This is a genomic window from Rhodococcus sp. USK13, assembly GCF_018343855.1.
Taxonomy (GTDB): domain Bacteria; phylum Actinomycetota; class Actinomycetes; order Mycobacteriales; family Mycobacteriaceae; genus Rhodococcus_F; species Rhodococcus_F oxybenzonivorans.
Genome location: NZ_CP069242.1, coordinates 3,099,879 through 3,125,076 on the forward strand (window position 1 = coordinate 3,099,879; position 25,198 = coordinate 3,125,076).

Here is a 25,198-nt window from a genome sequence, read left to right on the forward strand (position 1 = left end):
TTGACCTCCAGCGTGGTTCAGGTTTTAGCGTGAGATCATGCCTTTCACAGACGACGAACTCGCGTACCTGTCCACCCAGCGCCTCGGACGCCTCGCGACGGTCCAGCCCGACGGGACTTTGCAGGTCAGCCCTGTCGGCTTCCACTACAACCCCACGACGTCGACGATCGACATTCAGGGCTACCGCATGGCGGCGAGCCGGAAGTTCCGCAACGTCGCCGACAACGGGCGGGTGGCCTTCGTGGTAGATGATGTTCCTTCCGTCGATCCGTGGCGGGTGCGGTGCGTCGAGATCCGCGGCCGGGGGGAGGCGATCGACGCGGACGCTGCGCAGACGCAGGGCCTCGGTGGCCCGACGATTCGTATTCATCCGCGTCGCATCATCAGTTTCGGTCTCGGCGCCGGCGACCAGGACGTGCATCAGATGGTCTCGAACGCCCGCGACGTGTAGTCGCGGCCAAAACCGGATGGCTCCCCCTCTCCGGCGCTAACCTGGGCACAGGGTCCAACTCGGTCGGGTGTCCCGTCCGAGAAGTCCCCGTCACAGTTCGTTCGCGGTCACAGTTCCTCACGATCTGAGGGCAGGAGGCAGGCAGCATGGACGCCATCACCCAGGTTCCGGTGCCCACCAATGAGCCGGTCCACTCGTACGCGCCGGGCAGTCCCGAACGCGCACGAATCAAGACCGCACTCGGCGACATCGCGACAAATCCCATCGACATCCCGCACGTGATCGGCGGAACGCACCGGCACGGCGCCGGCGACCGTGTCGACGTCGTGCAACCACACAGGCACTCCGCGGTGCTCGGCACGCTGCGCAACGCGACCCACGACGACGCATCAGCGGCCATCGACGCCGCCACAGCAGCAGCGCCGGAATGGCGGGCACTGTCTTTCGACGACCGAGCAGCAGTCCTCCTGCGTGCCGCCGACCTGCTGTCGGGACCGTGGCGGGAGACGTTGGCGGCGGCCACGATGCTGGGTCAGTCCAAGTCGGTGCAACAAGCGGAAATCGACGCACCGTGTGAATTGATCGACTTCTGGCGTTTCAACGTTCATTTCGCCCGGCAGATCCTCGCCGATCAGCCGATCTCGTCACCGGGCGTGTGGAACCGGCTCGAATACCGGCCGCTCGAGGGTTTCGTCTATGCGATCACCCCGTTCAACTTCAGTGCCATCGCCGGGAATCTTCCTACCGCGCCGGCACTGATGGGTAACACGGTGGTGTGGAAGCCGTCGTCGACGCAGACCGTTGCGGCGTACTGGACCATCAAGCTGCTCGAGGCCGCCGGAATGCCACCGGGCGTCATCAATCTGGTGACCGGCAGTGGGCAGGCCGTGTCCGAGGTGGCGTTGAGCGATCCCCGTCTCGCCGGGATCCACTTCACCGGTTCGACCCGGACGTTTCAGCACCTGTGGCGGCAGATCGGGGAGAACATCGGCAACTATGCCGGTTATCCGCGGCTGGTCGGCGAGACCGGCGGCAAGGATTTCGTGGTCGCGCACGCCTCGGCGGACGAGGACGTACTGCGCACCGCGTTGATCCGGGGAGCGTTCGAATATCAGGGTCAGAAGTGCTCGGCGGCATCCCGCGCCTACGTACCGAAGTCCTTGTGGCACAGGATGCGCGACACCTTCACCGCGGAAGTCGACGCGCTCACCTACGGTGACGTCACCGACCTCGAGAACTTCGGCGGCGCTCTCATCGACCGCCGCGCGTACGAGAAGAACGTCGCGGCCATCGAGCGTGCACGCGCCACCACCGGCGTCGAGATCGCCGTGGGCGGCAAGTACGACGACAGCGTCGGGTACTTCGTCCGTCCGACCGTGCTGCTCGCCGCCGATCCGGTGGACGAGGCGATGACCACCGAGTACTTCGGCCCGATCCTCACCGTGCACGTCTACGACGATTCGGCGCCCGGTGCCTTCGCCGACATCCTCGGCGCGGTCGATTCGGCGGCCCCGTACGCGCTGACAGGGGCCGTGATCGCCGACGACCGCCGTGCGGTGGAAGCTGCCACCTCCGCGTTGCGGTTCACCGCGGGGAACTTCTACGTCAACGACAAACCGACCGGAGCCGTGGTCGGACAGCAACCCTTCGGCGGCGCCCGCGCCTCGGGTACCAACGACAAGGCCGGCTCCAAGCTGAACCTTCTGCGGTGGGTGTCGGCGCGCACGATCAAGGAGACGTTCTCGCCCGCCACCGACTATCGCTACCCACACATGGGGTCGGAATGAAAGCGCCCGCGTCCCTCGCGAATCCGCTTCGGCCGGCGATCCTCGCGGCCTCGCGTTCGTCCCGGGTGAAACGGGCGGTCACGGGCACACCGGTCACCCGCAAGCTCGTCGATCGATTCATCGCCGGCGACGACCGTGACTCGGTTCTGCGCACGGTCCGCGACCTCCTCGACTCGGGCCGTTCCGTCTCCATCGATTTCCTCGGCGAGGACACCCGTGACGAGGAGGGAGCGCAGGCAACCGTCGACGAGTATCTGCAACTCGTCGCCGCCCTCGGAGCGTTACCCGAGGCGGCGCCCGGCGGGTCGGGCGCGCGCCGGCTCGAGGTGTCGATGAAGTTGTCGGCGCTCGGGCTGGCGCTCCCGGACCGTGGAACCGAAGTGGCCACCGAGAACGCCCGCACGATCTGCGCGGCCGCGGAGGCCGCCGGCGTCTGGGTCACCGTGGACGCCGAGGATCACACCACCACCGATTCGACTCTCTCGATCGTGCGCGAACTCCGGCGGGACTACCCCTGGCTGGGCGCCGTGCTGCAGTCGTATCTGCGGCGCACCGAACAGGACTGCCGCGAACTGGCGGGTGCCCGCTCCCGGGTTCGTCTCTGCAAGGGTGCCTATCAAGAGCCGGAGTCGGTGGCGTTCAAAGACCGTGCTGCGGTCGACGCGGCATATCTGCGGTGCCTCGAGGTTCTGATCTCCGGATCGGGTTACCCGATGGTGGCGTCGCACGATCCGGCAGTCATCGCTGCGGTCGGGCCACTTGTGACGAAATCAGGGCGCACATCCGCAGAATACGAGCACCAGATGTTGTTCGGCATCCGAGACCTCGAACAACGCAGGCTCGCGAGTGAGGGCAAGCAGGTTCGGGTGTATGTACCGTACGGAACTCAGTGGTATGCCTACTTCATGCGCCGCCTCGCGGAGCGTCCCTCGAACTTGCGATTCTTCCTCCGGTCGGTGGTCAGCAGGCACTGACACGGTGTGCCACGGACCCGGGGCCGGGCCTGCGCCGTTGTAGAGTTTCGCGGTGACCACTTCAGTCGAAGGATGGACCGGTGCGGTCCTCTTCGCGGTGGTCCTCGTGCTGTCTGCGCTGCTCGGGCAGGTTCTCGTCAGCTACCGACTGCCGGCTCACCCGCCCCGGACCGCCGTCGTGCTGTGGTCGGTGGTCGCAGTTCCGTCGCTGCTGCAGTTCGTGTTTCCGGCGATTCTCGATGCGTTCGATCGGGAGCCCGACCGGATCAGGGACGACCAGTGGTGGCGCATCGTCACCTCCGTCGCGGTTCAGGACGGTGGGATCGCCGGCACGCTGCTGAATTTGGCGGTTCTCGCGTGGGTGGCGCCGCTGGCGGTGAAGGTGTGGGGGAGTGCGCGGACGGTCCTACTGTTCGTGGCCGGTCAAGTCATCTTCGGGTTGTTCACCGCTTTTCTCTTTCCTTCCTCCGGCGCCGGCAACTCGGGAGCCACCCTCACACTCGCGGCCTCCATCGCCGGGCTGGTGGTCATGCAGTCGAAGGAGTGGCGATCCCTCGCGCTCAGTGCCGGGGTGGTGCTGGCGGGTGTTCTGCTCGTCGCGGTAGGCGACGCTCACGGACTCGCGGTGCTCACCGGGGCATTGCTGGGCGCCGCGCTGGCGACCGTCAGTCCGCCCGTGGGAGACCCGGCCGGCGCCGCCCGCCCCCTGTGAGAAGCTGTCCCTGTGCTTCTGCGATCCCTGAATCCTGTGGCCGTCGCCCGCGGCGACGACATTCCTGACGCCGTCCGGATCGGCGAATCCACACTGTCGCGCAGTGATGTGCTCGGCGCAGCGACCTCCGTGGCGGAACGGGTCTCGCGCGCAGACCGGGTCGCGATCCTCGCCACCCCCAGTGTGACGACTGTGCTCGCGGTGGTGGGTTGTCTCATCGCCGGCGTCACCGCCGTGCCCGTTCCACCTGATTCGGGTCGCGCGGAACTCGAACACATCCTGCGTGACTCCGGGGCCCAGGCGTGGCTCGGCGAGGCTCCGCAGAACGCAGCAGGGCTGCCCGTCATCCCCGTCCGGCTTCACGCCCGCTCCTGGCACAGCTACCCCGAGCCGCCCGACACGGCCACCGCATTCATCCTCTACACCTCCGGGACGACGGGACCGCCGAAGGGCGTACTCCTCAGCCGGAAAGCGATTGCCGCCGGACTCGACGCGCTCGCCGAGGCGTGGGAGTGGACCGGCGCCGACACCGTGGTGCACGGACTCCCGCTCTTCCACATCCACGGGCTGATTCTCGGGGTGCTCGGACCGCTACGGTTCGGCGGCCCGCTCGTGCACACCGTCAAACCGGTCCCCAAGGCGTACGCCGCCGCCCGCGGAACGATGTACTTCGGCGTTCCGACGGTGTGGAGCCGCATCGCCGACGACCCCGAGTCGGCCCGTGCGCTGTCGAGTGCGCGGTTGCTGGTGTCGGGCAGTGCGCCCCTTCCGGTGCCCGTATTCGACAAGATTCGCGAGCTGACCGGCCTCGCACTGATCGAGCGCTACGGGATGAGCGAGACGATGCTGACCCTCAGTACGCGCGCGGACGGGGAGCGTCGCCCCGGCTGGGTCGGCGTCCCCCTTCGCGGCGTCGAAACTCGACTGCGGGACGAGCGGGGCGGTGACGTTCCGCGCGACGGTGTATCGATAGGCGGACTGCAGGTGCGAGGTCCGATGCTGTTCGACGGATATCTGGGCCGTCCGGAGGCGACCGCCCAATCGTGGACCGAGGACGGTTGGTTCAAGACCGGCGACGTCGCCGTCATCGATCCAGGGGGGTTTCATCGTATCGTCGGACGCGAATCCACGGACCTCATCAAGTCGGGCGGTTTCCGGGTCGGGGCGGGCGAGGTGGAGACATCTCTGCTCGGTCACCCGAGTGTGCGGGAAGCGGCGGTGGTCGGCGTTCCCGACCCCGACCTCGGCCAGCGACTGGTCGCCTTCGTGGTGGGGGAGAACGTCTCGGAGACCGAGTTGATCGACCACGTCGCCGCTGAACTGTCGGTGCACAAGCGACCCCGCGAAATCAGGGTGGTCGACTCCCTGCCCCGCAACGCCATGGGAAAGGTGCAGAAGAACCAACTCTTCTGACGTCGGTAGTGTGGCGTTCGGAACCGCACCACTACGGATGGGCAGGCGCACAGTGAGTGTCGACAGCATTGTTCAGAGCACCCGGATCGTCCTGGCGTCCCGGCCGGACGGCGCGCCCACGACGGACAACTTCCGTCTCGAGGTGGTCAGTTTGCCCGAACTTTCCGAGGGGCAGGTGCTGATCCGCGTCATCTACCTCTCGCTCGACCCGTACATGCGGGGGCGAATGAGTACCGCCGAATCGTATGCCGATCCGGTCGAGATCGACGAGGTGATGGTGGGTGGCACTGTCGGCCAGGTGGTCGAATCGCGCCATCCTCAATTTTCTGCCGGTGACTATGTCCTCGCCTACGCGGGGTGGCAGTCGCACGCGGTGGTCGACGGTCGCCACCTGCGCAAGCTCGACCCCGCCGCGGCGCCGCTGTCGACCGCGGTCGGCGTTCTCGGAATGCCCGGGTTCACTGCCTACTCCGGATTACTGAAGATCGGGCAACCGAAGGCAGGCGAGACCGTCGTCGTCGCGGCGGCGAGCGGACCGGTCGGTTCCGCGGTCGGCCAGATCGCGAAAGCGAAGGGCGCCAGGGCAGTCGGCATCGCAGGCGGTCCCGAGAAATGTGCCTATGTGTTGGAGAAGCTGGGTTTCGATGCCGTGGTCGACCATCGGGCTCCTGATTTCGCCGAACAACTCCGCACCGCGGTGCCGGACGGTATCGACGTCTACTTCGAGAACGTCGGCGGCGCTGTCGCCGCCGCGGTGCTCCCGCTCCTCAACCTCTATGCTCGCGTTCCCGTGTGCGGTTTGATCGCCCAGTACAACGACACGGCGGCTCCCGAGGGGCCGGATCGGTTGCCCGGCTTCTTCACTCGTGTCCTGGTGAAGAGTCTCACCATCCGCGGTTTCATTCAGAGCGAGTTCGTGCCGGAGATGTTCGCCGATTTCCAGCGGGACGTTGCGGCGTGGATCGCGGAGGGACGCTTCGCCTACCGGGAAGACTTCGTCGAGGGCATCGAGAACGCTCCGTCAGCATTCATCGGCCTTCTCGAAGGAAGAAATTTCGGCAAGCTGGTGGTCCGGGTCGCCGAGGAGGACTGAGGTTCTGCCCGGCCGGTGCCGGGTCTGCTCCCGACCGACTTGTGGTCTGCACATCGCCGTATTCCCCCTGCACAGAGCGTTGTCGTGATAAAACAGTTATAGAAGCGAACCCTCGTTATGTGCACGTGATGTCGATGGTGCGCGGAGTTCGGTGTCATCCACATATTGGAGTGATGAGATCTATGACAGGTCACAGTGCTGGGGCGGGTTTGCAGATTCTCGTCGACGGTAGGCCGGCGTCTGCCCCCTTACGCGACACGCACGCAGTCGCCCGAAAACTCGTACGGCATTTCGCGGACAACGTGACGCCGTGCGGTTCTCTGCCCGGTGAGCAACTCCAGAGCGACGTCACCGATTTCACGGTCGTGTGCCTGCGCCTCGGCATCCAGATGCTCGATGGGGGAACTTCGCCCACCGACGAAGATCTCGCCGAAGTGCGGGACGCCTCGGCTCGGTGGGCCCGCGAGGGCTTCCCCTTGACGCTGGTTCTGCGCATCCTCCACGAGGGAATCACCAAGGCCGGCGACCTTGCGGCGGCCAACGCCCGCGAAGAAGACCTGCCGGGCCTTCTGGTCATCCAGAAGGTGATGTTCGCGCTTCTCGAGTGCGTGACGGTCGCGGCCACAACCAGCTACGTCAACGAACTCGAGGCGGTCAACAGTGAGCGCGACGGCGCCGCCGTCAACCTCGTCACCGCCCTCCTCAGCGGCCGGAAGGCGGCGTCGGCCGCCCGGCACGCCGGGGTGGAGCCGGCGGAGAACTATGTCGTCATGGGCCTTGCCGTACCGCCGCATCCGACAGAGGCAATCGCGCACCGGCGGAAGGCGGTGGTGGCGCGGCAGAAGTTGCGGCGACTGCAGATCGAACTTGCCGAGGCCTCCGGCGGGGCAGCCCTGTGCTCGCTGAGTCCCGATGGCGGCACCATTCTGCTTCCCGGCTCGCCGGAACGGGCGTGGATCGTGTCGCTGCTCGATCGCGTCGGCGCGGCCGCGGAAGTACCCCTGACCGCGACGGTGAGCCGGGTCCGTACGGCGGACATCCCGACGGCGGCCGAGCAGGTACACGAACTTCTCGACCTCGCACATCAGCTGTCGCTGGCTCCAGGCCTGTACGAAATGAATGATCTGGCACTCGAGTATCAGCTCACCCGTCCCGGTCCGGGCCGCACCCATCTCGCACGCCTTCTCGATCCGTTGCAGAACTCACCGGAGCTGGTCGAAACCTTGGAAGTGCACATCAGCCACGACCTGAACCGTCAGCGCACCGCCAAGAAGATGCACCTGCACACCAATACGGTCGACTATCGGTTGAAGCGAATAGCGCAGTTGACGGGGTGCGACCCGACGCGACCTTCCGGCTTGCGTCAGATACAGGCCGCATTGGTGGCCCGGAAACTCGAGGTGGCCCAACGCGAAGGCTGACCCTCGGGTCGGCCGATACGATCACCTGACCACGAGTGTCGGTATCGAACCTGCAGTGCAGCAAAGCGTAGACGCTTCGGCAGATCGTGACCGAAAAGTCAGGGAGGCAGGCGATGGCCGGAGGTCGTCATTCGAGTACGCACGACGAGCGCGGCGGCCGTTCCCTCGGTTTCTACCTCGTCTGTGCCGCTGTGGTCATCGGTCTGGTGGTGTCCGTCGTCGTCATCGTGCAAGCGGTGCGTTCCTGGACCGGTGGTTGCGACCACCTGGTCGATTACACCCTTGCGGCGGACCCGAGTATCGCGCCGGCGGTCACCGACATTCTGAGCGCGGCGAAGGACACCGACACCGGTTGCGCCACCATCGCCGTCAGCGCTGCCACCTCGGGTGAGGTAGCCGGACGGTTGGGCAAGGGCGCCGACGCCCCCGACCTGTGGATCCCCGACACCGGGGCGTGGGTAGGGAAAGCGGCACTCACCGCCGCCGGTCCGGTGGAAGTGATGACGGGGTCGGTCGCGTCTTCGCCCATCGTCCTGGTGTCCCGCGAAGGTGAGGCGCCGGCGGCCGAGACCTGGCTTGCTGCGCTGCAGTTGAAGGACCTGCAGCTCGGTAATCCGCTCGTCACCGGCGTCGCACAGGGGCCGATCGACGCAGCCCTCGCGGAAGGCCGATCGGACCCGGTGTCCGCGGGCACCGTGCGGGCCGCCCTGGTGCCCCTCGCGCAGGAGGAGAGTGCGCGCACCGCAGACGAACCCATCGGCGAAGAAATGCTGCGCGGGGTAGCCGACAACGGCGGCGTCGCCGTCGCCACCGAACAGGCAGTAGTGGACTACAACGCCGATACCGGTCAGGCGCTCGCTGCGACGGTGCCTCCGACGGGCAGCACCTTCGTGAATTATCCGCTGGTCGTCACGTCGCCGGCACCGGACCGCCACTACAAGGCCACCCAGGTCGCGCGCGCCGTCGCGGAAGTTCTCGGGGGTGACTCCGCTCGAACCGTCCTGCAGAACAGTGGTTTTCGTGGCCCGGATGGCAGCCCATTGCCTGACGGGCGCGGGGTCGGTGAGGTCCCCGAGCTGGGCCCGGTGGACGAGACGGTGTTGCAGGACGCACTCGGTGCATGGGCGCTGATGGCGCTGCCCATCCGCACCCTCGTCGCCATCGATGTGTCGGGGTCGATGGAGACGCCGGCAGGAAACCGGTCTCGGATGGACCTCACGGTGGACGCCGCGCTCGCTGGGAACGCCATGTTCCCGGACAGCGTGTCGGCGGGATTGTGGGCCTTCTCGCAGGGGCTCGGTGGGGGACCGCAGGACTACCGGGAGATGGTGCCGATCCGGCGCTACGACACGGTGGTAGACGGCCTCACACAACGGCAGATCATGGCCGAGCAAGCGGAGAAGGTGGACGGTCTCGTCGGCGGCGCCACGGGGCTGTACGACACGGCGCTGGCCGCATTTCGGACCGTGCAGGACTCGTACGACCCACGCGCCGTCAACAGCGTGATCATCCTGACGGATGGTGCCAACGAAGACCCGGACTCCATCACCAAGGAGCAGCTGCTGAGCATCCTCGAGCGGGAGCAGGACCCGGCGCGTCCCGTCATCATCGTGACGATCGGTATCACCGACGACGCAGACGCGGCTACCCTCGCCGAGATCTCGCGGGTGACGGGTGGGTCGAGTTACGTCGCGAAGGATCCGGCGGATATTTCCAACGTGTTCGTCAACGCGCTCGCTGCCCGGGGTCGGTAGCGGGAACGGCCTTCCTGCGGTATCGCGCGTTCAGGAAGGCGAGCGCGGTGACGCCGAGGAACAGCACGCACGTCGAGAACAGCTGGGTGCGGGCGTCGGAGTCGAAGAGCATGAGCACGACGAACCCGCCGAGAAGCGCAAGCGTGGCGTAGCTCAGCCAGGGGAACAGCCACATCCGCACCGTCAGCTTGCCCTCACGTTCGAGTCGCGGACGCAGTCTCAGGTGGGAGACGACGATGAAGATCCAGATCACCAGGAGCGCCGAACCGACGGCATTGAGAAGCAACCCGAGCAGGTCGTCGGGCAGCCACCAATTGAGGAGCACGCTGACGAAACCGAAGAACACGGACAGCAACACCGCGTTGAGCGGCACCCCCGAGTGAGAGATCCGGGCCATGAACGCCGGACCGTCGCCGCGGCGGGACAACGAGTACGCCATCCGGGAGGTGCCGTAGATATTGGCGTTGAACGCCGAGAGTAACGCGATCACCACGACCAGTTCCATGAATCCGGCCACGTAGGGAAGGTGCGCCTGATTCAACACGGCCACGAAGGGTCCGCTCTTCAGGTCCGACGAGTCCCACGGGAGCACGAGCACCATGATCGAGATCGAGCCGATGTAGAAGACGCTGATACGCCAGACGACGCTGCGTACCGCGACGGCGATCGACCGTTCGGGGTTCTCGGACTCGGCCGCGGCGATGGTCACGATCTCGATACCGCCGAAGGCGAAGGCCACTACCAGTAGACCGGCGGCGACACCGGCGAACCCTTCGGGCATGAAGCCGCCGTGTCCGAGGAGGTTGGTGGTACCGACCGGCTCGGTATCGGGGAGCAGCCCCAACACGAGCAACACACCGATTGCGAGGAAGGCGATGATGACGGTGACTTTGATAGCGGCGAACCAGAATTCGAACTCACCGAAGTTGCTGACCTTGGCAAGGTTGACGGCCGCGAAGAAGATCACGAACACCAGCGCGACCACCCACTGCGGGACCCCGGGCAGCCAGCCGCTGACGATGCCCGAGGCGCCGGTGATCTCGGCTCCGAGAACCATGATCAGCATGAACCAGTAGAGCCAGCCCATCACGAACCCGGCCCACTCGCCGATGCCGATCCGGGCGTAGTGCGAGAAGGACCCGCTGGTCGGGATCGCTGCCCCCATCTCGCCGAGCATGCGCATCACGAAGACCACGATCAGGCCGGCGAGAAGGTAGGAGACGAGCACGGCGGGACCGGCCGTGGCGATTCCGACACCGGTACCGAGAAACAGTCCGGCACCGATGGCCGAGCCGAGACCCATCATCGTGAGATGGCGGACCTTCAGACCGCGGCCCAGGGTGTCCGAGTCGGTCATGGTGTCGGGTGGTCGCGTGCCGCTCACAGAGTCAGTCGTTTGCGTGCAGTGCGGCGTTCAGTTCGACACCGGTGCCCTTCCACGGCACGACCTCGACGGCACCCGACACCGAGTTGCGGCGGAACAGCAGGTTCGACTTGCCGTTCAGTTCCTTTGCCTTGACGACGGTGCCGTCGGGGCCGGTGACCTTGGTGCCTGCGGTGACGTAGAGACCGGCTTCGAGCACGCAGTCGTCGCCCAGCGAGATACCGAGGCCGGCGTTGGCACCGAGCAGACACCGCTTGCCGACCGAGATGGTTTCCTTGCCGCCACCGGACAGGGTGCCCATGATGGAAGCGCCGCCGCCCACATCGGATCCGTCGTCGACGACGACACCCGCGGAGATGCGGCCTTCGACCATCGAGTTACCGAGAGTGCCCGCGTTGAAGTTGACGAATCCCTCGTGCATGACGGTGGTGCCGCTGGCGAGGTGCGCGCCGAGGCGTACCCGATCGGCGTCGGCGATGCGGACACCGGAGGGCACCACGTAGTCGACCATGCGCGGGAACTTGTCGACACCGAAGACGGTGACGACGCCGCGGATCCGCAGACGGGAACGCACCTTCTCGAATCCTTCGACGGCACACGGACCGAAGTTGGTCCACACCACGTTGGACAGCAACCCGAACAGGCCGTCGAGGTTCACACCGTGGGGTGCGACCAGACGATGCGAGAGAAGATGCAGGCGGAGGTAGGCGTCGTGGGCGTCCACGGGCGGCGCCGAGAGGTCGGTGATCGTGGTGCGGACCACGATCTGGTCCACCTCACGCGCCTCATCGGGTCCGGCGAGGAGTGCCAGATCGGACGGGATGTCGCCACCCTCGACCCGGACGGTGCCCGCTTCCTCGAAGGTGCCCAGCTCGGGCACCGGGAACCAGGTGTCGAGAACCGTGCCGCCGACCGTCACGTTGGCGATGCCTACTGCTGATGCTCCCTGTGTGCTCACGGCACTAGAGGTTACTGGGTGGTCAGGGGGGTGCCCCTCCGCGGTCGTGGCAACGGGTCGTCCCCGGCAAACCCTGCAGGTCTGCGCCGGCAACGGCACCGTGCACGACAACGCGTGCCGGCTGGCGGCAAGGCACGCCGTGTGCGGCCGCGGCTTAGGGTGGACGGGTGAGCACACTGGACCTGCATGCCGATCCCATCGACCTCACCGCCGCGCTGGTGGATATCCCGAGTGTCTCGCACGACGAGTCGGTGATCGCCGAGGCCGTCGAGTCCGCGCTGCGCACCCAGACGAACGGATTCGAGATCGTCCGCAACGGAAACGCCGTGCTGGCCCGGACCAACCGGGGGCTTCCGAGTCGGGTGATGCTCGCCGGACACCTGGACACGGTGCCGATCGCGGACAACGTGCCGTCGCGGCGGGAGGGTGACCTGCTGCACGGGTGCGGCACCGTCGACATGAAGTCGGGTGACGCGGTGTTCCTGCATCTGGCGGCCACCATCGAGAACCCGGTGCACGACCTCACACTGGTGTTCTACGACTGCGAGGAGATTGCCGCCGTCCACAACGGGCTCGGACGGATCGAACGTGAGATGCCCGAATGGCTGCAGGCGGACGTGGCGATCCTGGGAGAGCCGACGGCCGGACAGATCGAGGCCGGGTGCCAGGGAACGTTGCGTGTCACCCTCACGACCCGCGGGACGAGGGCGCACTCGGCGCGGTCATGGCTCGGTGACAATGCCATCCACCGATTCGCACCCGTCCTGCAGCGCCTCGCCGACTACACCGCGCGATCGGTCGACATCGACGGCTGCGTGTACCGCGAAGGCCTGTCCGCGGTGCGGGTCGCGGGCGGAGTAGCCGGGAACGTGGTCCCCGATGCCGCAGAGGTGGATGTGAACTTCCGCTTCGCGCCCGACCGCAGTGCCGAGCAGGCCGTCGAGCACGTCCGAGAGGTTTTCGACGGGCTCGAACTCGGTTTCGAGGTCACCGACCTCTCGCCGGGCGCCCTACCCGGGCTGAGCGATCCTGCGGCGGCCGCCCTCATCGAGGCCGCGGGCGGCCGGTTCCGGGCGAAGTACGGGTGGACGGACGTATCCCGGTTCTCGGCCCTCGGTATCCCGGCCGTCAACTACGGTCCGGGCGACCCGAATCTTGCGCACAAGCGGGACGAGCACGTGCCCGTGCAGCAGATTACCGACGTCACGACCGTCCTGCGGGCGTACTTGACGGCGTCCTGACTGCTCGATCGGAGGCTCGGGCCACCCGTTAGCCTGGGGCGCATGGCACCCGAGAAGAACAATCACGGTCGCAAGTCGTCGTCCGTGAAGCACCGCGGCCCGATCCAGTTGAGGCGCGCCCGCAAGGACGAGGCCACGACCACCGACGAGCGGTTGCTGGACGAGCGGGGATCGACCGACTGGGTGCACACCGACCCGTGGCGGGTGCTGCGGATCCAGAGTGAATTCGTCGAAGGTTTCGGTGCCCTTGCCGAGGTGCCCCGGGCGGTCACGGTGTTCGGCTCCGCCCGGACGTCGGTCGACCATGCGGAGTACGAGGCGGGCCGGGCGCTGGGGGCGGGCTTGGCGGAGGCAGGGTTCGCCGTCATCACCGGCGGGGGCCCCGGTGTGATGGAAGCGGCCAATCGGGGCGCCAGCGAATCCGGGGGCTACTCCATCGGCCTGGGCATCGAACTGCCCTTCGAGCAGGGACTCAACGAGTGGGTCGACCTGGGGATCAATTTTCGGTACTTCTTCGCGCGCAAGACGATGTTCGTGAAGTACTCGCAGGCCTTCATCTGCCTGCCCGGAGGGTTCGGGACTCTCGACGAACTCTTCGAGGCGCTGACGTTGGTCCAGACGCGGAAGGTCACCCGCTTCCCGATCGTCTTGTTCGGCACCGAGTACTGGTCGGGGCTCGTCGACTGGCTTCGGAACACGCTCGAGCGGACCGGCAAAATCTCCGAAGGAGACGTGAACCTGCTGCACGTGACCGACAGTGTCGAGGAGGCCGTGCAGATCGTCGTCAAGGCGCAACAGGGCGTCGACGACGGCGCACTGGCCGGCACGGAGGACCAGTGGTGATGCCGAAAGGTATTGTAGCCGAGCCGTTGTCGGTGTGCGTCTACTGTGCGTCCGGGCCGGTCGGCGAACACTACCTCGAACTCGCCCGCCAGATCGGCACCCACATCGGCGCCCGCGGATGGCAACTCGTCTCGGGTGGCGGAAATGTGTCGATGATGGGCGCGGTGGCCGAAGCGGCGAGGGCTGCGGGCGCCAACACGGTGGGTGTCATCCCCAAAGCGTTGGTGCACCGGGAGGTCGCCGATGTCGACGCCGACGAACTCGTCGTGACCGACACCATGCGGCAGCGCAAACAGGTGATGGAGGACAGAGCGGACGCCTTCATCACGCTGCCGGGCGGAATCGGCACGCTCGAGGAACTCTTCGAAACGTGGACAGCGGGCTACCTCGGCATGCACGACAAACCCGTGGTCCTGCTCGACCCGGTCGGGCACTACACCGGGCTGCTGGAATGGCTGGACAGCCTGCGCGGCGGCGGATTCGTGGCCCAACGTGCCCTCGACCGACTGCTCGTCCGGACCGACGTCGAGGCTGCGCTCGACGCCTGCGTGGTCTGAGATCCGCAACCCCCGGCATCGTGGCGCTGGTTGTTACCGTGCAGTAAGGTGACCTGATTCATATTGCAGGCCTGAGGGGATGTCATGCGTTCTGAAGCACGTTCGACGATCAGTGTGGTCGACCTTGCCTGGCGGCTGCCGGCGATGATTCCGGAACTGCCGATCATGGCCAAGGGTGTCCGGGGCCTGATGCGCACCCCGGAAGCGAAGGAATCGATCGGTCTCGTCTTCCAACGGGTGGCAGCGGCACACCCGGGTCGCGCCTTCCTGAAATTCGAGGGTGAATCGCTCAGCTACGCGTCCGCCAATGCGCGCGTCAACCGTTACGCACACGCCCTCGCGGACCTCGGCGTCGCGCGCGGAGACGTCGTCGGGATCCTCGGCAAGAACCTGCCCGAGACGCTGCTGATCGCACTGGCGGTGGTGAAACTCGGTGCCACCGCCGGCATGCTCAACCACAACCAGCGCGGTGAGGTACTCGCCCACAGCATCGCGCTGTTGAACAGCCGGTTGCTGGTGGTGTCCGAGGCCTGCGGTGAGGCCATGGACTCCCTCGACGAACCACCCGCGGTGTCCTCGGTCTTGTATTACGACGACCTCGATCAGCTCGCGGAATCGGCCGAAAAGGACGACCCGGATGTGTGCGAGGAGATCCAGGCGAAGGAAAAGGCCTTCTATATCTTCACCTCGGGCACGACGGGCCTTCCCAAGGCCAGCTTGATGAGCCACTTCCGCTGGCTCAAAAGCATGTCCGGACTCGGCAACATGGGTGTGCGTCTGCGCAGCAGCGACACGCTCTATTGCTGCCTGCCGCTCTATCACAACAATGCGCTCACAGTCTCCCTCTCCTCGGTGCTGGGGTCGGGCGCCACCCTTGCCCTGGGCAAACAGTTCTCCGTGTCGAACTTCTGGGCAGACGTCGAACTGAACGGTGCCACGGCGTTCACCTACATCGGCGAACTGTGCCGGTATCTGCTCAACCAGCCCGCCGATCCGCAGGATCGGCACAACTCCATCCGGCTGATGGTGGGCAACGGCCTTCGCCCCGAAATCTGGTCGGAGTTCACGAAGAGGTTCGGCATCACGCGGGTGGCCGAGTTCTATGGGGCCAGCGAATGCAACATCGCCTTCGTCAACGCCCTCAACCTCGACAAGACCGCGGGAATCTGTCCCCTTCCCCACGCGGTGGTCGAGTACGACGAGGACAGCGGATCGCCGAAACGCCACTCCGACGGCCGGCTGCGGAAGGTCCGCACCGGTGAGGTCGGGCTGCTGCTGTCGAAGGTCACCGACAGGGCGCCGTTCGACGGATACACCGACGAAAAGGCGACCGACAAGAAATTGATTCGCGACGGCTTCGACGACGGCGACTGCTGGTTCGACACCGGCGACCTGGTGCGCCGCCAGGGGTGGTCGCACGTCGCATTCGTCGACCGGCTCGGTGACACCTTCCGCTGGAAGGGCGAGAACGTGGCGACCACCGAGGTCGAGGGGGCGATCCTCGCGCACCCCGCGGTCGAGCATGCCGTCGTCTACGGGGTCGAGATCCCGGGAACGGACGGGCGCGCGGGTATGGCGGCCGTGACGTTGTGTGACGGCGAGAAGTTCGACGGCCGGGAGGTGGCGTCCCTCCTCTTCGAGCGGCTGCCGTCGTACGCCGTGCCCTTGTTCGTCCGCGTCGTCGACTCCCTCGAACAGACGTCGACGTTCAAGAGCCGCAAGGTGGAACTGCGCAAGGAAGGGTACGACGTCGAGGACACCGCCCGGCTCTTCGTTCTGACCGGACGCAGCAAGGGATACTGCCCGTCCTACGAGGGTTACGTCGACGAAATCGCGAAGGGCGCGCTCCCCAAGGGGTGACGATGCGCCTCCGGCGCCCGTGAGTACTTGTTAACACCCCACTGTTGAGAAGTGCTCACGGGTGGTTCGATTCCGCTGCGTGCCAATATGGGTGACATGGCCGACGAAGACACACCGCCCGCCCCGGACTGCCCGTCGTCCACGCTCTGCGGGCGACCGGTCGCCACCGACCGCGCGCTGGTGATGGCCATCGTCAACCGGACACCCGATTCGTTCTACGACCGCGGGTCCACCTTCACCGACTCGGCGGCGATGGCGGCGGTCGAGCGCGCCGTGGACGAGGGCGCGGACCTCGTCGACATCGGGGGTGTGAAGGCAGGGCCGGGTGACGTCGTCGATGCCGCCGAGGAGACGCGGCGGGTGGTGCCGTTCGTCGCCGCCATCCGCGAACGCTTCCCGGAGCTGCTCGTCAGTGTCGATACCTGGCGCAGCGAGGTAGCGCGACTGGCCCGCGCCGAGGGGGCCGACCTCATCAACGACACCTGGGCGGGCGCGGATCCGGCGCTCGTGGAGGTGGCCGCGGAGACCGGAGCCGGCATCGTCTGCTCGCACACGGGGGGAGCGGTACCGAGGACCCGGCCGTTCCGGGTTCGCTATGCGGACATCGTGGCCGACGTCCTGCGGGAGGTGGTCACTGCCGCCGAGAGAGCCGCTCGGCTGGGCGTGCCCACCGACTCCATCCTCATCGATCCGACCCACGATTTCGGGAAGAACACTTATCACGGGCTCGAGTTGTTGCGGCGAGTGGAAGATCTTGTAAATACGGGGTGGCCAGTGCTCATGGCGCTCAGCAACAAGGACTTCGTCGGGGAGACTCTAGGGGTAGATCTCGCCGAGCGGTTGGAGGGAACATTGGCAGCGACAGCGATGGCCGCAGCGGGAGGCGCACGCGTCTTCCGCGTTCACGAAGTTGCCCCCACTCGACGAGTGGTGGACATGGTGGCCGCGATTCAGGGCAGACGCGCACCCGCCCGCACGGTGCGGGGGCTGGCATGAGCGCGGTCGGGGCGGGCGTGCCCCGCTCGATGCTGGCGGTCGACACCCCTCGCACCTGGGCGGAGGCGAACAGCTGGGATCAGCCGTCGTGGAGTATCGCCGAACTCGAACGAGCCAAGGCAGGCAGGACCGTGTCGGTGGTCCTGCCTGCGCTCAACGAGGAAGAGACCGTCGCGGCCGTGGTCGACACGATCCACCCCTTACTGGGCGGGCTGGTCGACGAGCTGATCGTGCTCGACTCCGGGTCGACGGATCTGACGGTCGAACGCGCCCGGTCGGCCGGCGCCACCGTGATCAGCCGCGAAGAGGCTGTGCCCGCGTACCCGCCGGTGGCGGGCAAGGGTGAGGTGTTGTGGCGGTCCGTCGCTGCCAGCACCGGCGACCTCATCGCCTTCGTCGACTCCGATCTGATCAACCCGGACCCCGCCTTCGTACCGAAATTACTGGGACCGCTGCTGACCGTCGACGGCATCCATCTCGTGAAGGGCTACTACCGTCGTCCGTTACGGCTCAGCGGGACGGAGGATGCCAACGGAGGGGGTCGTGTCACCGAACTGGTGGCGCGTCCGCTGCTGGCGGCTCTGCGGCCGGAATTGACGAGTGTGCTGCAACCGCTCGGTGGTGAATACGCGGGCACCCGCGAACTGCTGTCGGCGGTGCCTTTCGCGCCCGGGTACGGCGTCGAGATCGGGCTGCTGCTCGACACGTACGACCGCCTCGGCCTCGGTGCCATCGGCCAGGTCAATCTGGGGGTGCGTAAGCACCGCAACCGCCCGCTGTCCGAACTCGGTGTCATGAGCAGGCAGATCATCGGCACGATGATGCGAAGGTGTGGAGTGGAGGATTCGGGGGCCGGTCTCACCCAGTTCCTCGTCGACGGTGATTCGTTCGTCCCGACGACGACGGAAGTGGCTCTGACGGATCGTCCTCCGATGAACACCGTGTGCCCCTGACGGAAGCCCGGCCTGTGGCTGCTGTCGGAGGTCCGTGACAGGATCGAAGCATGGTGACAGCCCTGCTCTATCTGCTCGTCATGGCCTTCGTCGGTGCGATGTTGTTCCTCGCCGCCAGTGCGGTGTTCGGCCGTTCCGAGGAACTGGAGCCGCTGCCTCCGGGCACCACCCTGACCGTCTTGCCGGCCCGGGGCATAACCGGGGCGGACGTGGAGGCCTTGCGTTTTCAGCAGACGTTGCGGGGATACAAAGCGAGCGAGGTGGACTGGGCGCTGGCGCGGCTGGCTCGCGAAATCGATTCGCTGCGTGAACAATTGGCGGAGGCTGAGTCGGCGCGCGACCGTCCGGCGGAGTCGTCGTGACCGAGCCCGACGATCGAGTGCGGTGTGCGTGGGCGGTCGACACGAATGGCTCCCGGCTGTACCGGGATTACCACGACGAGGAATGGGGTCGGCCGCTGCACGGGCGGAACGAGTTGTACGAGCGGCTGTGCCTCGAAGCCTTCCAGTCGGGACTGTCATGGATCACGATCCTGCGTAAACGTGACGCATTCCGTGCTGCGTTCTCCGGGTTCGACCCGGAGGTGGTCGGGAGGTTCACGGAACGGGATGTCGAACGCCTGCTGGTGGACGCGTCGATCGTGCGCAACCGTGCCAAGATCGAGGCTTCGGTGAGCAATGCGCGGGCGATTCTGGAGCTGCAGGACACCGACCTCGACACCCTGCTCTGGTCGTTCGCCCCGCCGCCGCGCCCGAGCCGGCCGGCCACCGTGAACGACGTTCCGGCCGTCACCGCCGAGTCCACCGCAATGGCCAAGGAACTCAAGCGCCGCGGATTCAAGTTTGTGGGCCCTACCACGGCGTATGCGCTGATGCAGGCTACCGGGATGGTCGACGACCATGTCGCCGGGTGCTGGGTTCCACCGGCCGCCTGAGCCGCCGGTGAACGCGCCTATTTGGAACTCAGGTTCCCGGTACTCGTGTCCATAGGGAAGAATGGTTGTCACGAGCCTCGCCGAGTGATTCGGCGAGGCACCACAAGTTGTCGAGGCGCACGCAGGCAGCGCAGATCTGGAGGGAGCAGAGGATGGCGGCCATGAAGCCCCGGACCGGGGACGGTCCCCTCGAAGCAACCAAAGAGGGACGAGGAATCGTCATGCGGGTTCCGCTCGAGGGTGGTGGACGTCTGGTCGTCGAGCTCACCCCGGAGGAAGCTGCTGCACTCGGTGAAGAGCTCAAGGGCGTCACCAGTTAGTCGGGTGCAGAGAGAACCTCATGGGTCAGGCCCCGTCGCCGTTGTCGGTGCGGGGCCTGTTCCCTGTCCGGAAGGAAACGGGGCGCGCGCTCGTGTTGTCTGATGTGGTGGACCTGCTTGCCTGTCCGCAATGCGGGGCCGGCCTCGAACTCGACGAAAATACGCTTTTGTGCGACGCGGGCCACAGCTTCGACGTGGCCCGCCAGGGTTACGTGAGCCTGATGACCGGCGCCGGCGGCAAGTTCGACGGTGACAGTCCCGACATGATTGCCGCACGGGCCGATTTCCTGGCGGGTGGGAGCTTCGACCCGTTGATGGACGCCGTCGCGGACGCGGTCAGAGTTACTGCGGACGCGGTCAGAGTTACTGCGGACGCCGTCAGAGCTGCTGACGATCCCGAGCCGGCGATCCTCGAGATCGGCGCAGGCACAGGTCACTACCTTGCCCGTGTCCTCGACGCGGTTCCGACTGCCCGAGGCATCGGGCTCGACGTCTCCAAATACGCGGCCCGCCGCATCGCAAAGGCCCATCCGCGGGCGGGGGCGGTCGTCGCCGACGTCTGGCACCACCTGCCGGTGCGCGACGGAGTCCTGAGCCACGTGTTGTGCGTATTCGCGCCGCGAAATGCAGAGGAGGCGCATCGAGTGCTCGGCGACGGCGGCGCACTGGTGGTCCTCACCCCAACCGAGCGACACCTGGCCGAACTCGTCGACCTCCTCGGCATGGTGCGTGTCGACGACCGTAAGGTCGAGCGGCTCGGTGCGGCCATGTCCGGGCGCTTCGACCGCACCGACCTCAGGGACGTCGAGTACCCGATGTCCCTGACGCACGACGACCTCACGCGCCTGGTCGGCATGGGGCCCTCGGCTCGCCACCTCACACCCGAGCGGCTCGCGACCTCGATCGCCGACTTGCCCCGCGCGTATCCGGTGACGGCCTCCGTGACGGTCTCCACATACCGGCGCCGCTGAAAAGGCCGTCCCCGGCAGTCGGTTCAACGCCGGGAGAGGGCGTCCTGGTACACGTCGAGGGTCTGCTGTGCGATGGCGGCCCAGGAGAATTCGGCGATGGCACGGGCTCGTCCCGCCTTACCCATCGCGGCGGCCGCGGCGGTATCGGAAGCGACCTCGTTGACCGTCTCTGCCAGCGCATGTTCGAAACTGTCCGGCTCGTACGAGTTGTAGTGCACGAGACGACCGGTGACGCCGTCTTCCACAACCTCGGGGATGCCACCGACGTCGGATGCCACTACCGCCGTCTCGCAGGCCATCGCCTCGAGATTGACGATGCCGAGCGGCTCGTACACGGACGGACATACGAATACTGTTGCCGCTGCGAGAATTTCTCGCACCTGCTCGGTCGGTAACATTTCGCGTACCCAGAACACGTTGCCCCGGTGAGCGGCGAGGGCGGCAACGGCCTGCTCGGTTTCCGCGGCGATCTCCGGTGTGTCCGGGGCGCCCGCGCAGAGCACCAACTGGATGTCCGGCGCGAAATGGTGTGCGGCTGCGATGAGGTGCCCGACACCTTTCTGCCTCGTGATGCGACCGACGAAGGCGACCATCGGCTTGTCGGGGTCGACGCCGATCGTGGTGAGCGCGGACCGTCTCGGACCGGTCGGCCCGGCATGCCACACCGAAGTGTCGATCCCGTTGCGTACCACGTGGACCCGGGCGGGATCGACCGACGCATACGCGTCGAGCACGTCGAGTCGCATCCCGGCGCTGACGGCGATCACGGCGTCTGCGTGCTCGACGGCGTTGCGCTCGGACCAGGAGGAGACACGGTAGCCACCACCGAGTTGCTCCGCCTTCCACGGCCTGCGAGGTTCGAGTGAGTGGGCGGTGAGGATGTGCGGGACGTCGTACAGTGCGGCCGCCAGATGTCCTGCCAGCCCGGTATACCAGGTGTGCGAGTGCACGACGTCGGCGCCGGTTGCGGCGTCCGCCATGCGCAATTCGGCAGACAACGTCGCCAGTGCGGCGTTGGCCCCAGTCAGTGCCGGGTCGGGATTGTGCACGAAGGCCCCGACGCGCGGAGCACCCATACAATGCACGTCCACCTCGCACAGCTGCTTCAACTGAGCAACCAGCTCGGTGACGTGTACACCGGCACCGCCATAGATCTCCGGTGGATACTCCTTGGTCATCATCGCCACCCGCACGCGCCTAACGTAACCGTCCGGGCCTGTTCGGGCCAACCGATGTCGGACACATTCGGATATCGGACGAATGGTGACTCGGCGCTTCGCTGGCGGGGGGAGGGGCCGCCCGATAGGTTGACAGGGTGAGGAGCCAGCCACATGTGCTTGGAATCGTGCTCGCCGGCGGCGAGGGCAAACGTCTCTATCCGCTCACAGCGGACAGGGCGAAGCCAGCCGTACCGTTCGGCGGTGCCTACCGGCTGATCGATTTCGTGCTCAGCAATTTGGTCAATGCGGGATATCTCCGCCTGTGTGTACTGACGCAGTACAAGTCGCACTCGTTGGACCGCCACATCTCTCAGACGTGGCGGTTGTCGGGATTTGCCGGGGAGTACATCACTCCGGTGCCCGCGCAGCAACGTCTGGGTCCACGCTGGTACACGGGCAGCGCGGATGCGATTCTGCAGTCACTGAACCTCGTCTACGACGAGGATCCCGAGTACATCGTCGTGTTCGGCGCCGACCACGTGTACCGCATGGACCCCGAACAGATGGTGCAGCATCACATCGATTCCGGTGCCGGCGTGACGGTCGCCGGAATTCGGGTGCCGCGCAGCGAGGCCTTCGCGTTCGGGTGCATCGACAGCGACGAATCCGGCCGCATCGTGCAGTTCCTCGAAAAGCCCGCGCATCCGCCCGGCACACCGGACGACCCCAACATGACGTTCGCCTCGATGGGGAACTACGTCTTCACCACCAAGGTGCTCGTCGACGCCATCCGCGCCGACTCCGAGAACTCCGACTCCGACCACGACATGGGCGGCGACATCATCCCGGCGCTCGTGGAGGCCGGTGAGGCGTCGGTCTACGACTTCAAGGACAACATCGTTCCCGGCGCCACCGACCGCGACCGTGGTTACTGGCGGGACGTCGGAACACTCGACGCCTTCTACGACGCACACATGGACCTGGTGTCGGTCCACCCCATCTTCAACCTCTACAACCGTCGATGGCCGATTCGCGGTGCGACGGAGAACTTGGCGCCCGCAAAATTCGTGAAGGGTGGGCTGGCTCAGGAGTCGGTGGTGGGCGCCGGGTGCATCCTCTCCGCAGCGACGGTCCGCAACTCCGTTCTCAGTTCGAACGTGATGATCGACGACGGCGCCACCGTCGAGGGCAGTGTGCTCATGCCCGGCGTGCGCATCGGCAAGGGCGCTGTGGTGCGCCGCGCCATCCTCGACAAGAACGTGGTGGTCGGAGACGGCGAGATCATCGGCGTCGACCTCGAACGGGACAAGCAGCGCTTCGCGGTGAGCAACGGCGGGGTCGTCGCCATCGGCAAGGGCGTGTGGATCTAGCTCACAGCTTGGACGCGCACAGCAGGCCGTCGCCGATCGGCAGGAACACCCGGATCAGCTGATCGTCCTCGGCGAGAACCTTGGCGGCCTCACGCACAGCGACTGTGGCGGCATCACGCTGGCTCGGATCGACCACACGTCCCCCGTGGAGCGCGTTGTGCAGGACGATGGCGCCGCCGGGACGCAGGAGCCGGACGCCCTCACGCACGTAATGCGGGTGGTCGACGGGTGCACTGTCGACGAAGACGAGGTCGTACGCGCCGTCGGCGAGGCGGGGGAGCACATCGAGGGCGCGTCCGTTGATGAGCCGCGTGCGTGCGGGCGCGATGTCGTTGCTCCGGAAGGACAGCTTGGCGGCGCGCTGGTGCTCGGGTTCACTGTCGATGGTGGTGAGAACGCCGTCTTCACGCATGCCGCGGAGCAGCCACAGGCTGCTCACACCTGCGCCCGTGCCGACCTCGACTACTGTCTTGGCGTCGAGCATGCGGGCGAACAGAGCGAGAGCAGCACCGACCGCGGGCGGTACCGGTGCGGCACCGAGGTCGTCCGCCCGCTCCCTGGCCGCACCGAGGGCCTCGTCCTCACGGACAGCCCCTTCCGCGTGGGTGAGTATCCGTTCGGCGTTAGTCTGCACGCACATGAGGCTATCGGGGTCTCGTCATCGCCGCTGCGAGGCGCGCTCGATGCCGCCCGATCGGCGTGTGCCAGTTCCCGGTGAACAACGAGATTCTCAGGATTAGCTCAGCTTGCTCACACCACACACATATCGCGGTGGGAGAGAGTATGACCATCGCCAGATCCGAAGACCGCACGGCGGGCAGATTGCAACGAGGTGAAGTACAGGCGGGGGCCCGGGAACAATTCCGGACCGTCGGGAGTTGTCCCCTAATACCACGTGACGTGATCCGCGGTCCTGACCAGGAGGATCCACTTAACTCGATGAGTAACCACACAATGGCGCGAGACGGTGACAGAACCGAGCAGCCGGGTGTCGAGCCCGTGCTGGTCGGTGGTGACGCCGTCTCTGAACCCGAGCTGACGGGCACCGCTGTGTTCGACGCCACCGGCGAAAAGTCGGCCATGCCGTCCTGGGATGAACTCGTCCGGGAACACGGCGACCGTGTCTACCGTCTGGCCTACCGGTTGTCGGGCGACGCGCAAGACGCCGAAGACCTCACCCAGGACACGTTCATTCGCGTGTTCCGCTCCTTGTCCGACTATCAGCCCGGCACCTTCGAAGGCTGGTTGCACCGCATCACCACCAATCTCTTCCTCGACATGGTCCGCCGCCGCAACCGCATCCGCATGGAAGCGTTGCCCGAGGACTACGACCGGGTCCCGGCCGACGGGCCCAACCCCGAGGAGATCTACCACGACGCCCGGCTCGACGCCGATCTGCAGGCAGCGCTCGACTCGCTGGCACCGGAGTTTCGCGCCGCCGTCGTGCTCTGTGACATCGAAGGTCTGTCATACGAGGAGATCGGTGCCACACTGGGTGTGAAACTCGGAACCGTGCGCAGTCGCATCCACCGCGGCCGTCAGGCTCTGCGTGAGCATCTGGCTGTGAACGGAAAGGTTGACTCCGATCAGATCGGTGTCGGGTAGTTATCAGGAGGGACGAATGACGCAGGGGCGTGTACCTCGCCAATTTGGCTCGACGGAGCATTTGGCGAGTGAGGCGATCGCCGCCTTCGTCGACGGTGAACTCCGTATGTCCGCCTACCTGCGGGCGGCCCACCACCTGTCGATCTGCCCCGAGTGCGCGTTCGAGGTGGACGCACAGCAGCAGGCACGGCGGGCTCTCCGTCGCAGTGCCGACGTGGCGATGCCGTCGGGGCTTCTCGGTCTGCTCAGCCAGATCCCCAGCTGCAATTCGGGCGAACCCGCGGACAAGGCCCCGTTTGCCGGACCCACTGCGGACTCGACGGTGAGCAATCGGCTGTGGTCGCGGCGCTGGCGCCGTTGACCCTCTCGGTACCGGGGACGGCGGTGTCCGTGCGCCTGCAGTCATCGGTGATACTGGAGTCATCGGTGATACTGGGGCCC

The 25,198-nt window shown here is 66.4% G+C and carries 25 protein-coding genes; 21 read left to right on the plus strand and 4 right to left on the minus strand.

All coding sequences use genetic code 11. The annotated features are described in order from the left end of the window. Positions 1-37: 37 nt before the first annotated feature. The 8 genes from JQT59_RS16770 (at position 38) to JQT59_RS16805 (ending at position 9,605) form a co-directional block, all read left to right on the plus strand. Positions 38-451 (plus strand): PPOX class F420-dependent oxidoreductase, encoded by a 414-nt coding sequence (locus tag JQT59_RS16770; protein WP_213577039.1) that lies wholly within the window; start codon positions 38-40, stop codon positions 449-451. A 146-nt stretch (positions 452-597) separates the two neighbouring features. After that, positions 598-2,238 (plus strand): L-glutamate gamma-semialdehyde dehydrogenase, encoded by a 1,641-nt coding sequence (pruA, locus tag JQT59_RS16775; protein WP_213577040.1) that lies wholly within the window; start codon positions 598-600, stop codon positions 2,236-2,238. After that, on the plus strand, positions 2,235-3,212 hold the full coding sequence (locus tag JQT59_RS16780; protein WP_213577041.1) for a proline dehydrogenase family protein: 978 nt from the start codon (positions 2,235-2,237) through the stop codon (positions 3,210-3,212). The genes pruA and JQT59_RS16780 overlap by 4 nt, the downstream gene beginning before the upstream one ends. Positions 3,213-3,264: 52 nt before the next feature. Continuing rightward, the gene (locus JQT59_RS16785) at positions 3,265-3,924 is read left to right on the plus strand and encodes a rhomboid family intramembrane serine protease (RefSeq protein ID WP_213577042.1); all 660 of its coding nucleotides are present in this window, start codon (positions 3,265-3,267) and stop codon (positions 3,922-3,924) included. A gap of 12 nt (positions 3,925-3,936) precedes the next feature. Further along, complete coding sequence (locus JQT59_RS16790; protein ID WP_213577043.1) at positions 3,937-5,337, plus strand: acyl-CoA synthetase; 1,401 nt, start codon at positions 3,937-3,939, stop codon at positions 5,335-5,337. A gap of 52 nt (positions 5,338-5,389) precedes the next feature. After that, positions 5,390-6,430: an NADPH-dependent curcumin/dihydrocurcumin reductase gene (gene curA / locus JQT59_RS16795; RefSeq protein ID WP_283254077.1), complete on the plus strand. Its 1,041-nt coding sequence runs from the start codon at positions 5,390-5,392 to the stop codon at positions 6,428-6,430. 182 nt (positions 6,431-6,612) lie between these two features. Continuing rightward, positions 6,613-7,851 carry a PucR family transcriptional regulator gene (locus tag JQT59_RS16800; protein ID WP_213577044.1) on the plus strand — a complete coding sequence of 413 codons (1,239 nt, stop codon included), beginning with the start codon at positions 6,613-6,615 and terminating at the stop codon, positions 7,849-7,851. A gap of 113 nt (positions 7,852-7,964) precedes the next feature. Further along, a complete protein-coding gene (locus JQT59_RS16805; protein ID WP_213577045.1) occupies positions 7,965-9,605 on the plus strand; it encodes a substrate-binding and VWA domain-containing protein in 1,641 nt (546 codons plus the stop codon). Here JQT59_RS16805 and JQT59_RS16810 read toward each other — a convergent pair. Together JQT59_RS16810 and dapD are read right to left on the minus strand one after the other, a co-directional pair. Next, positions 9,577-10,962: an amino acid permease gene (locus JQT59_RS16810; RefSeq protein WP_213577046.1), complete on the minus strand. Its 1,386-nt coding sequence runs from the start codon at positions 10,960-10,962 to the stop codon at positions 9,577-9,579. The two genes, JQT59_RS16805 and JQT59_RS16810, sit on opposite strands and share 29 nt — an antisense overlap. A gap of 31 nt (positions 10,963-10,993) precedes the next feature. Then, on the minus strand, positions 10,994-11,947 hold the full coding sequence (gene dapD, locus JQT59_RS16815; RefSeq protein ID WP_213577047.1) for a 2,3,4,5-tetrahydropyridine-2,6-dicarboxylate N-succinyltransferase: 954 nt from the start codon (positions 11,945-11,947) through the stop codon (positions 10,994-10,996). A 167-nt stretch (positions 11,948-12,114) separates the two neighbouring features. On the opposite strand from dapD, the gene dapE reads away from it, so the two are divergent. The 10 genes from dapE to JQT59_RS16865 all read left to right on the plus strand — a co-directional run bounded on the left by dapE (position 12,115) and on the right by JQT59_RS16865 (position 20,622). Beyond that, positions 12,115-13,188 (plus strand): succinyl-diaminopimelate desuccinylase, encoded by a 1,074-nt coding sequence (dapE, locus tag JQT59_RS16820; protein ID WP_109331881.1) that lies wholly within the window; start codon positions 12,115-12,117, stop codon positions 13,186-13,188. 42 nt (positions 13,189-13,230) lie between these two features. Continuing rightward, positions 13,231-14,031 (plus strand): LOG family protein, encoded by an 801-nt coding sequence (locus JQT59_RS16825; RefSeq protein WP_159925414.1) that lies wholly within the window; start codon positions 13,231-13,233, stop codon positions 14,029-14,031. Continuing rightward, positions 14,031-14,588 carry a cytokinin riboside 5'-monophosphate phosphoribohydrolase gene (gene log / locus JQT59_RS16830; protein ID WP_213577048.1) on the plus strand — a complete coding sequence of 186 codons (558 nt, stop codon included), beginning with the start codon at positions 14,031-14,033 and terminating at the stop codon, positions 14,586-14,588. The genes JQT59_RS16825 and log overlap by 1 nt, the downstream gene beginning before the upstream one ends. An 84-nt stretch (positions 14,589-14,672) precedes the next feature. After that, positions 14,673-16,448: a long-chain-acyl-CoA synthetase gene (locus JQT59_RS16835; protein ID WP_213577049.1), complete on the plus strand. Its 1,776-nt coding sequence runs from the start codon at positions 14,673-14,675 to the stop codon at positions 16,446-16,448. 96 nt (positions 16,449-16,544) lie between these two features. Continuing rightward, entirely contained in the window at positions 16,545-17,444 is a 900-nt protein-coding gene (gene folP / locus JQT59_RS16840; RefSeq protein WP_109335250.1) for a dihydropteroate synthase, read from the plus strand. After that, the gene (locus JQT59_RS16845; protein WP_109331878.1) at positions 17,441-18,397 is read left to right on the plus strand and encodes a glucosyl-3-phosphoglycerate synthase; all 957 of its coding nucleotides are present in this window, start codon (positions 17,441-17,443) and stop codon (positions 18,395-18,397) included. The genes folP and JQT59_RS16845 overlap by 4 nt, the downstream gene beginning before the upstream one ends. A 50-nt stretch (positions 18,398-18,447) precedes the next feature. Then, positions 18,448-18,759 carry a DivIVA domain-containing protein gene (locus JQT59_RS16850; protein WP_213577050.1) on the plus strand — a complete coding sequence of 104 codons (312 nt, stop codon included), beginning with the start codon at positions 18,448-18,450 and terminating at the stop codon, positions 18,757-18,759. After that, the gene (locus tag JQT59_RS16855) at positions 18,756-19,331 is read left to right on the plus strand and encodes a DNA-3-methyladenine glycosylase I (RefSeq protein ID WP_213577051.1); all 576 of its coding nucleotides are present in this window, start codon (positions 18,756-18,758) and stop codon (positions 19,329-19,331) included. Before JQT59_RS16850 ends, JQT59_RS16855 begins: the two co-directional genes overlap by 4 nt. A 152-nt stretch (positions 19,332-19,483) precedes the next feature. Beyond that, positions 19,484-19,651 carry a DUF3117 domain-containing protein gene (locus tag JQT59_RS16860; RefSeq protein WP_003936084.1) on the plus strand — a complete coding sequence of 56 codons (168 nt, stop codon included), beginning with the start codon at positions 19,484-19,486 and terminating at the stop codon, positions 19,649-19,651. Positions 19,652-19,743: 92 nt separating this feature from the next. Further along, positions 19,744-20,622: a putative RNA methyltransferase gene (locus tag JQT59_RS16865; RefSeq protein ID WP_213577805.1), complete on the plus strand. Its 879-nt coding sequence runs from the start codon at positions 19,744-19,746 to the stop codon at positions 20,620-20,622. Positions 20,623-20,645: 23 nt separating this feature from the next. Here the strand turns inward: JQT59_RS16865 and glgA are convergent, their stop codons facing one another. After that, a complete protein-coding gene (gene glgA / locus JQT59_RS16870) occupies positions 20,646-21,815 on the minus strand; it encodes a glycogen synthase (protein ID WP_213577052.1) in 1,170 nt (389 codons plus the stop codon). A gap of 122 nt (positions 21,816-21,937) precedes the next feature. On the opposite strand from glgA, the gene glgC reads away from it, so the two are divergent. Continuing rightward, positions 21,938-23,152, plus strand: coding sequence for a glucose-1-phosphate adenylyltransferase (gene glgC / locus JQT59_RS16875; RefSeq protein WP_213577053.1), 1,215 nt, complete (start codon positions 21,938-21,940; stop codon positions 23,150-23,152). A gap of 1 nt (position 23,153) precedes the next feature. Here glgC and JQT59_RS16880 read toward each other — a convergent pair whose 3' ends face one another. Further along, a complete protein-coding gene (locus tag JQT59_RS16880; protein ID WP_213577054.1) occupies positions 23,154-23,792 on the minus strand; it encodes an O-methyltransferase in 639 nt (212 codons plus the stop codon). A 299-nt stretch (positions 23,793-24,091) separates the two neighbouring features. Between JQT59_RS16880 and sigE the strand changes: the two genes are divergently transcribed. After that, complete coding sequence (sigE, locus tag JQT59_RS16885) at positions 24,092-24,757, plus strand: RNA polymerase sigma factor SigE (protein ID WP_374433207.1); 666 nt, start codon at positions 24,092-24,094, stop codon at positions 24,755-24,757. 16 nt (positions 24,758-24,773) lie between these two features. Then, the gene (locus tag JQT59_RS16890) at positions 24,774-25,118 is read left to right on the plus strand and encodes an RNA polymerase subunit sigma-70 (RefSeq protein ID WP_213577055.1); all 345 of its coding nucleotides are present in this window, start codon (positions 24,774-24,776) and stop codon (positions 25,116-25,118) included. Positions 25,119-25,198: the final 80 nt, after the last annotated feature.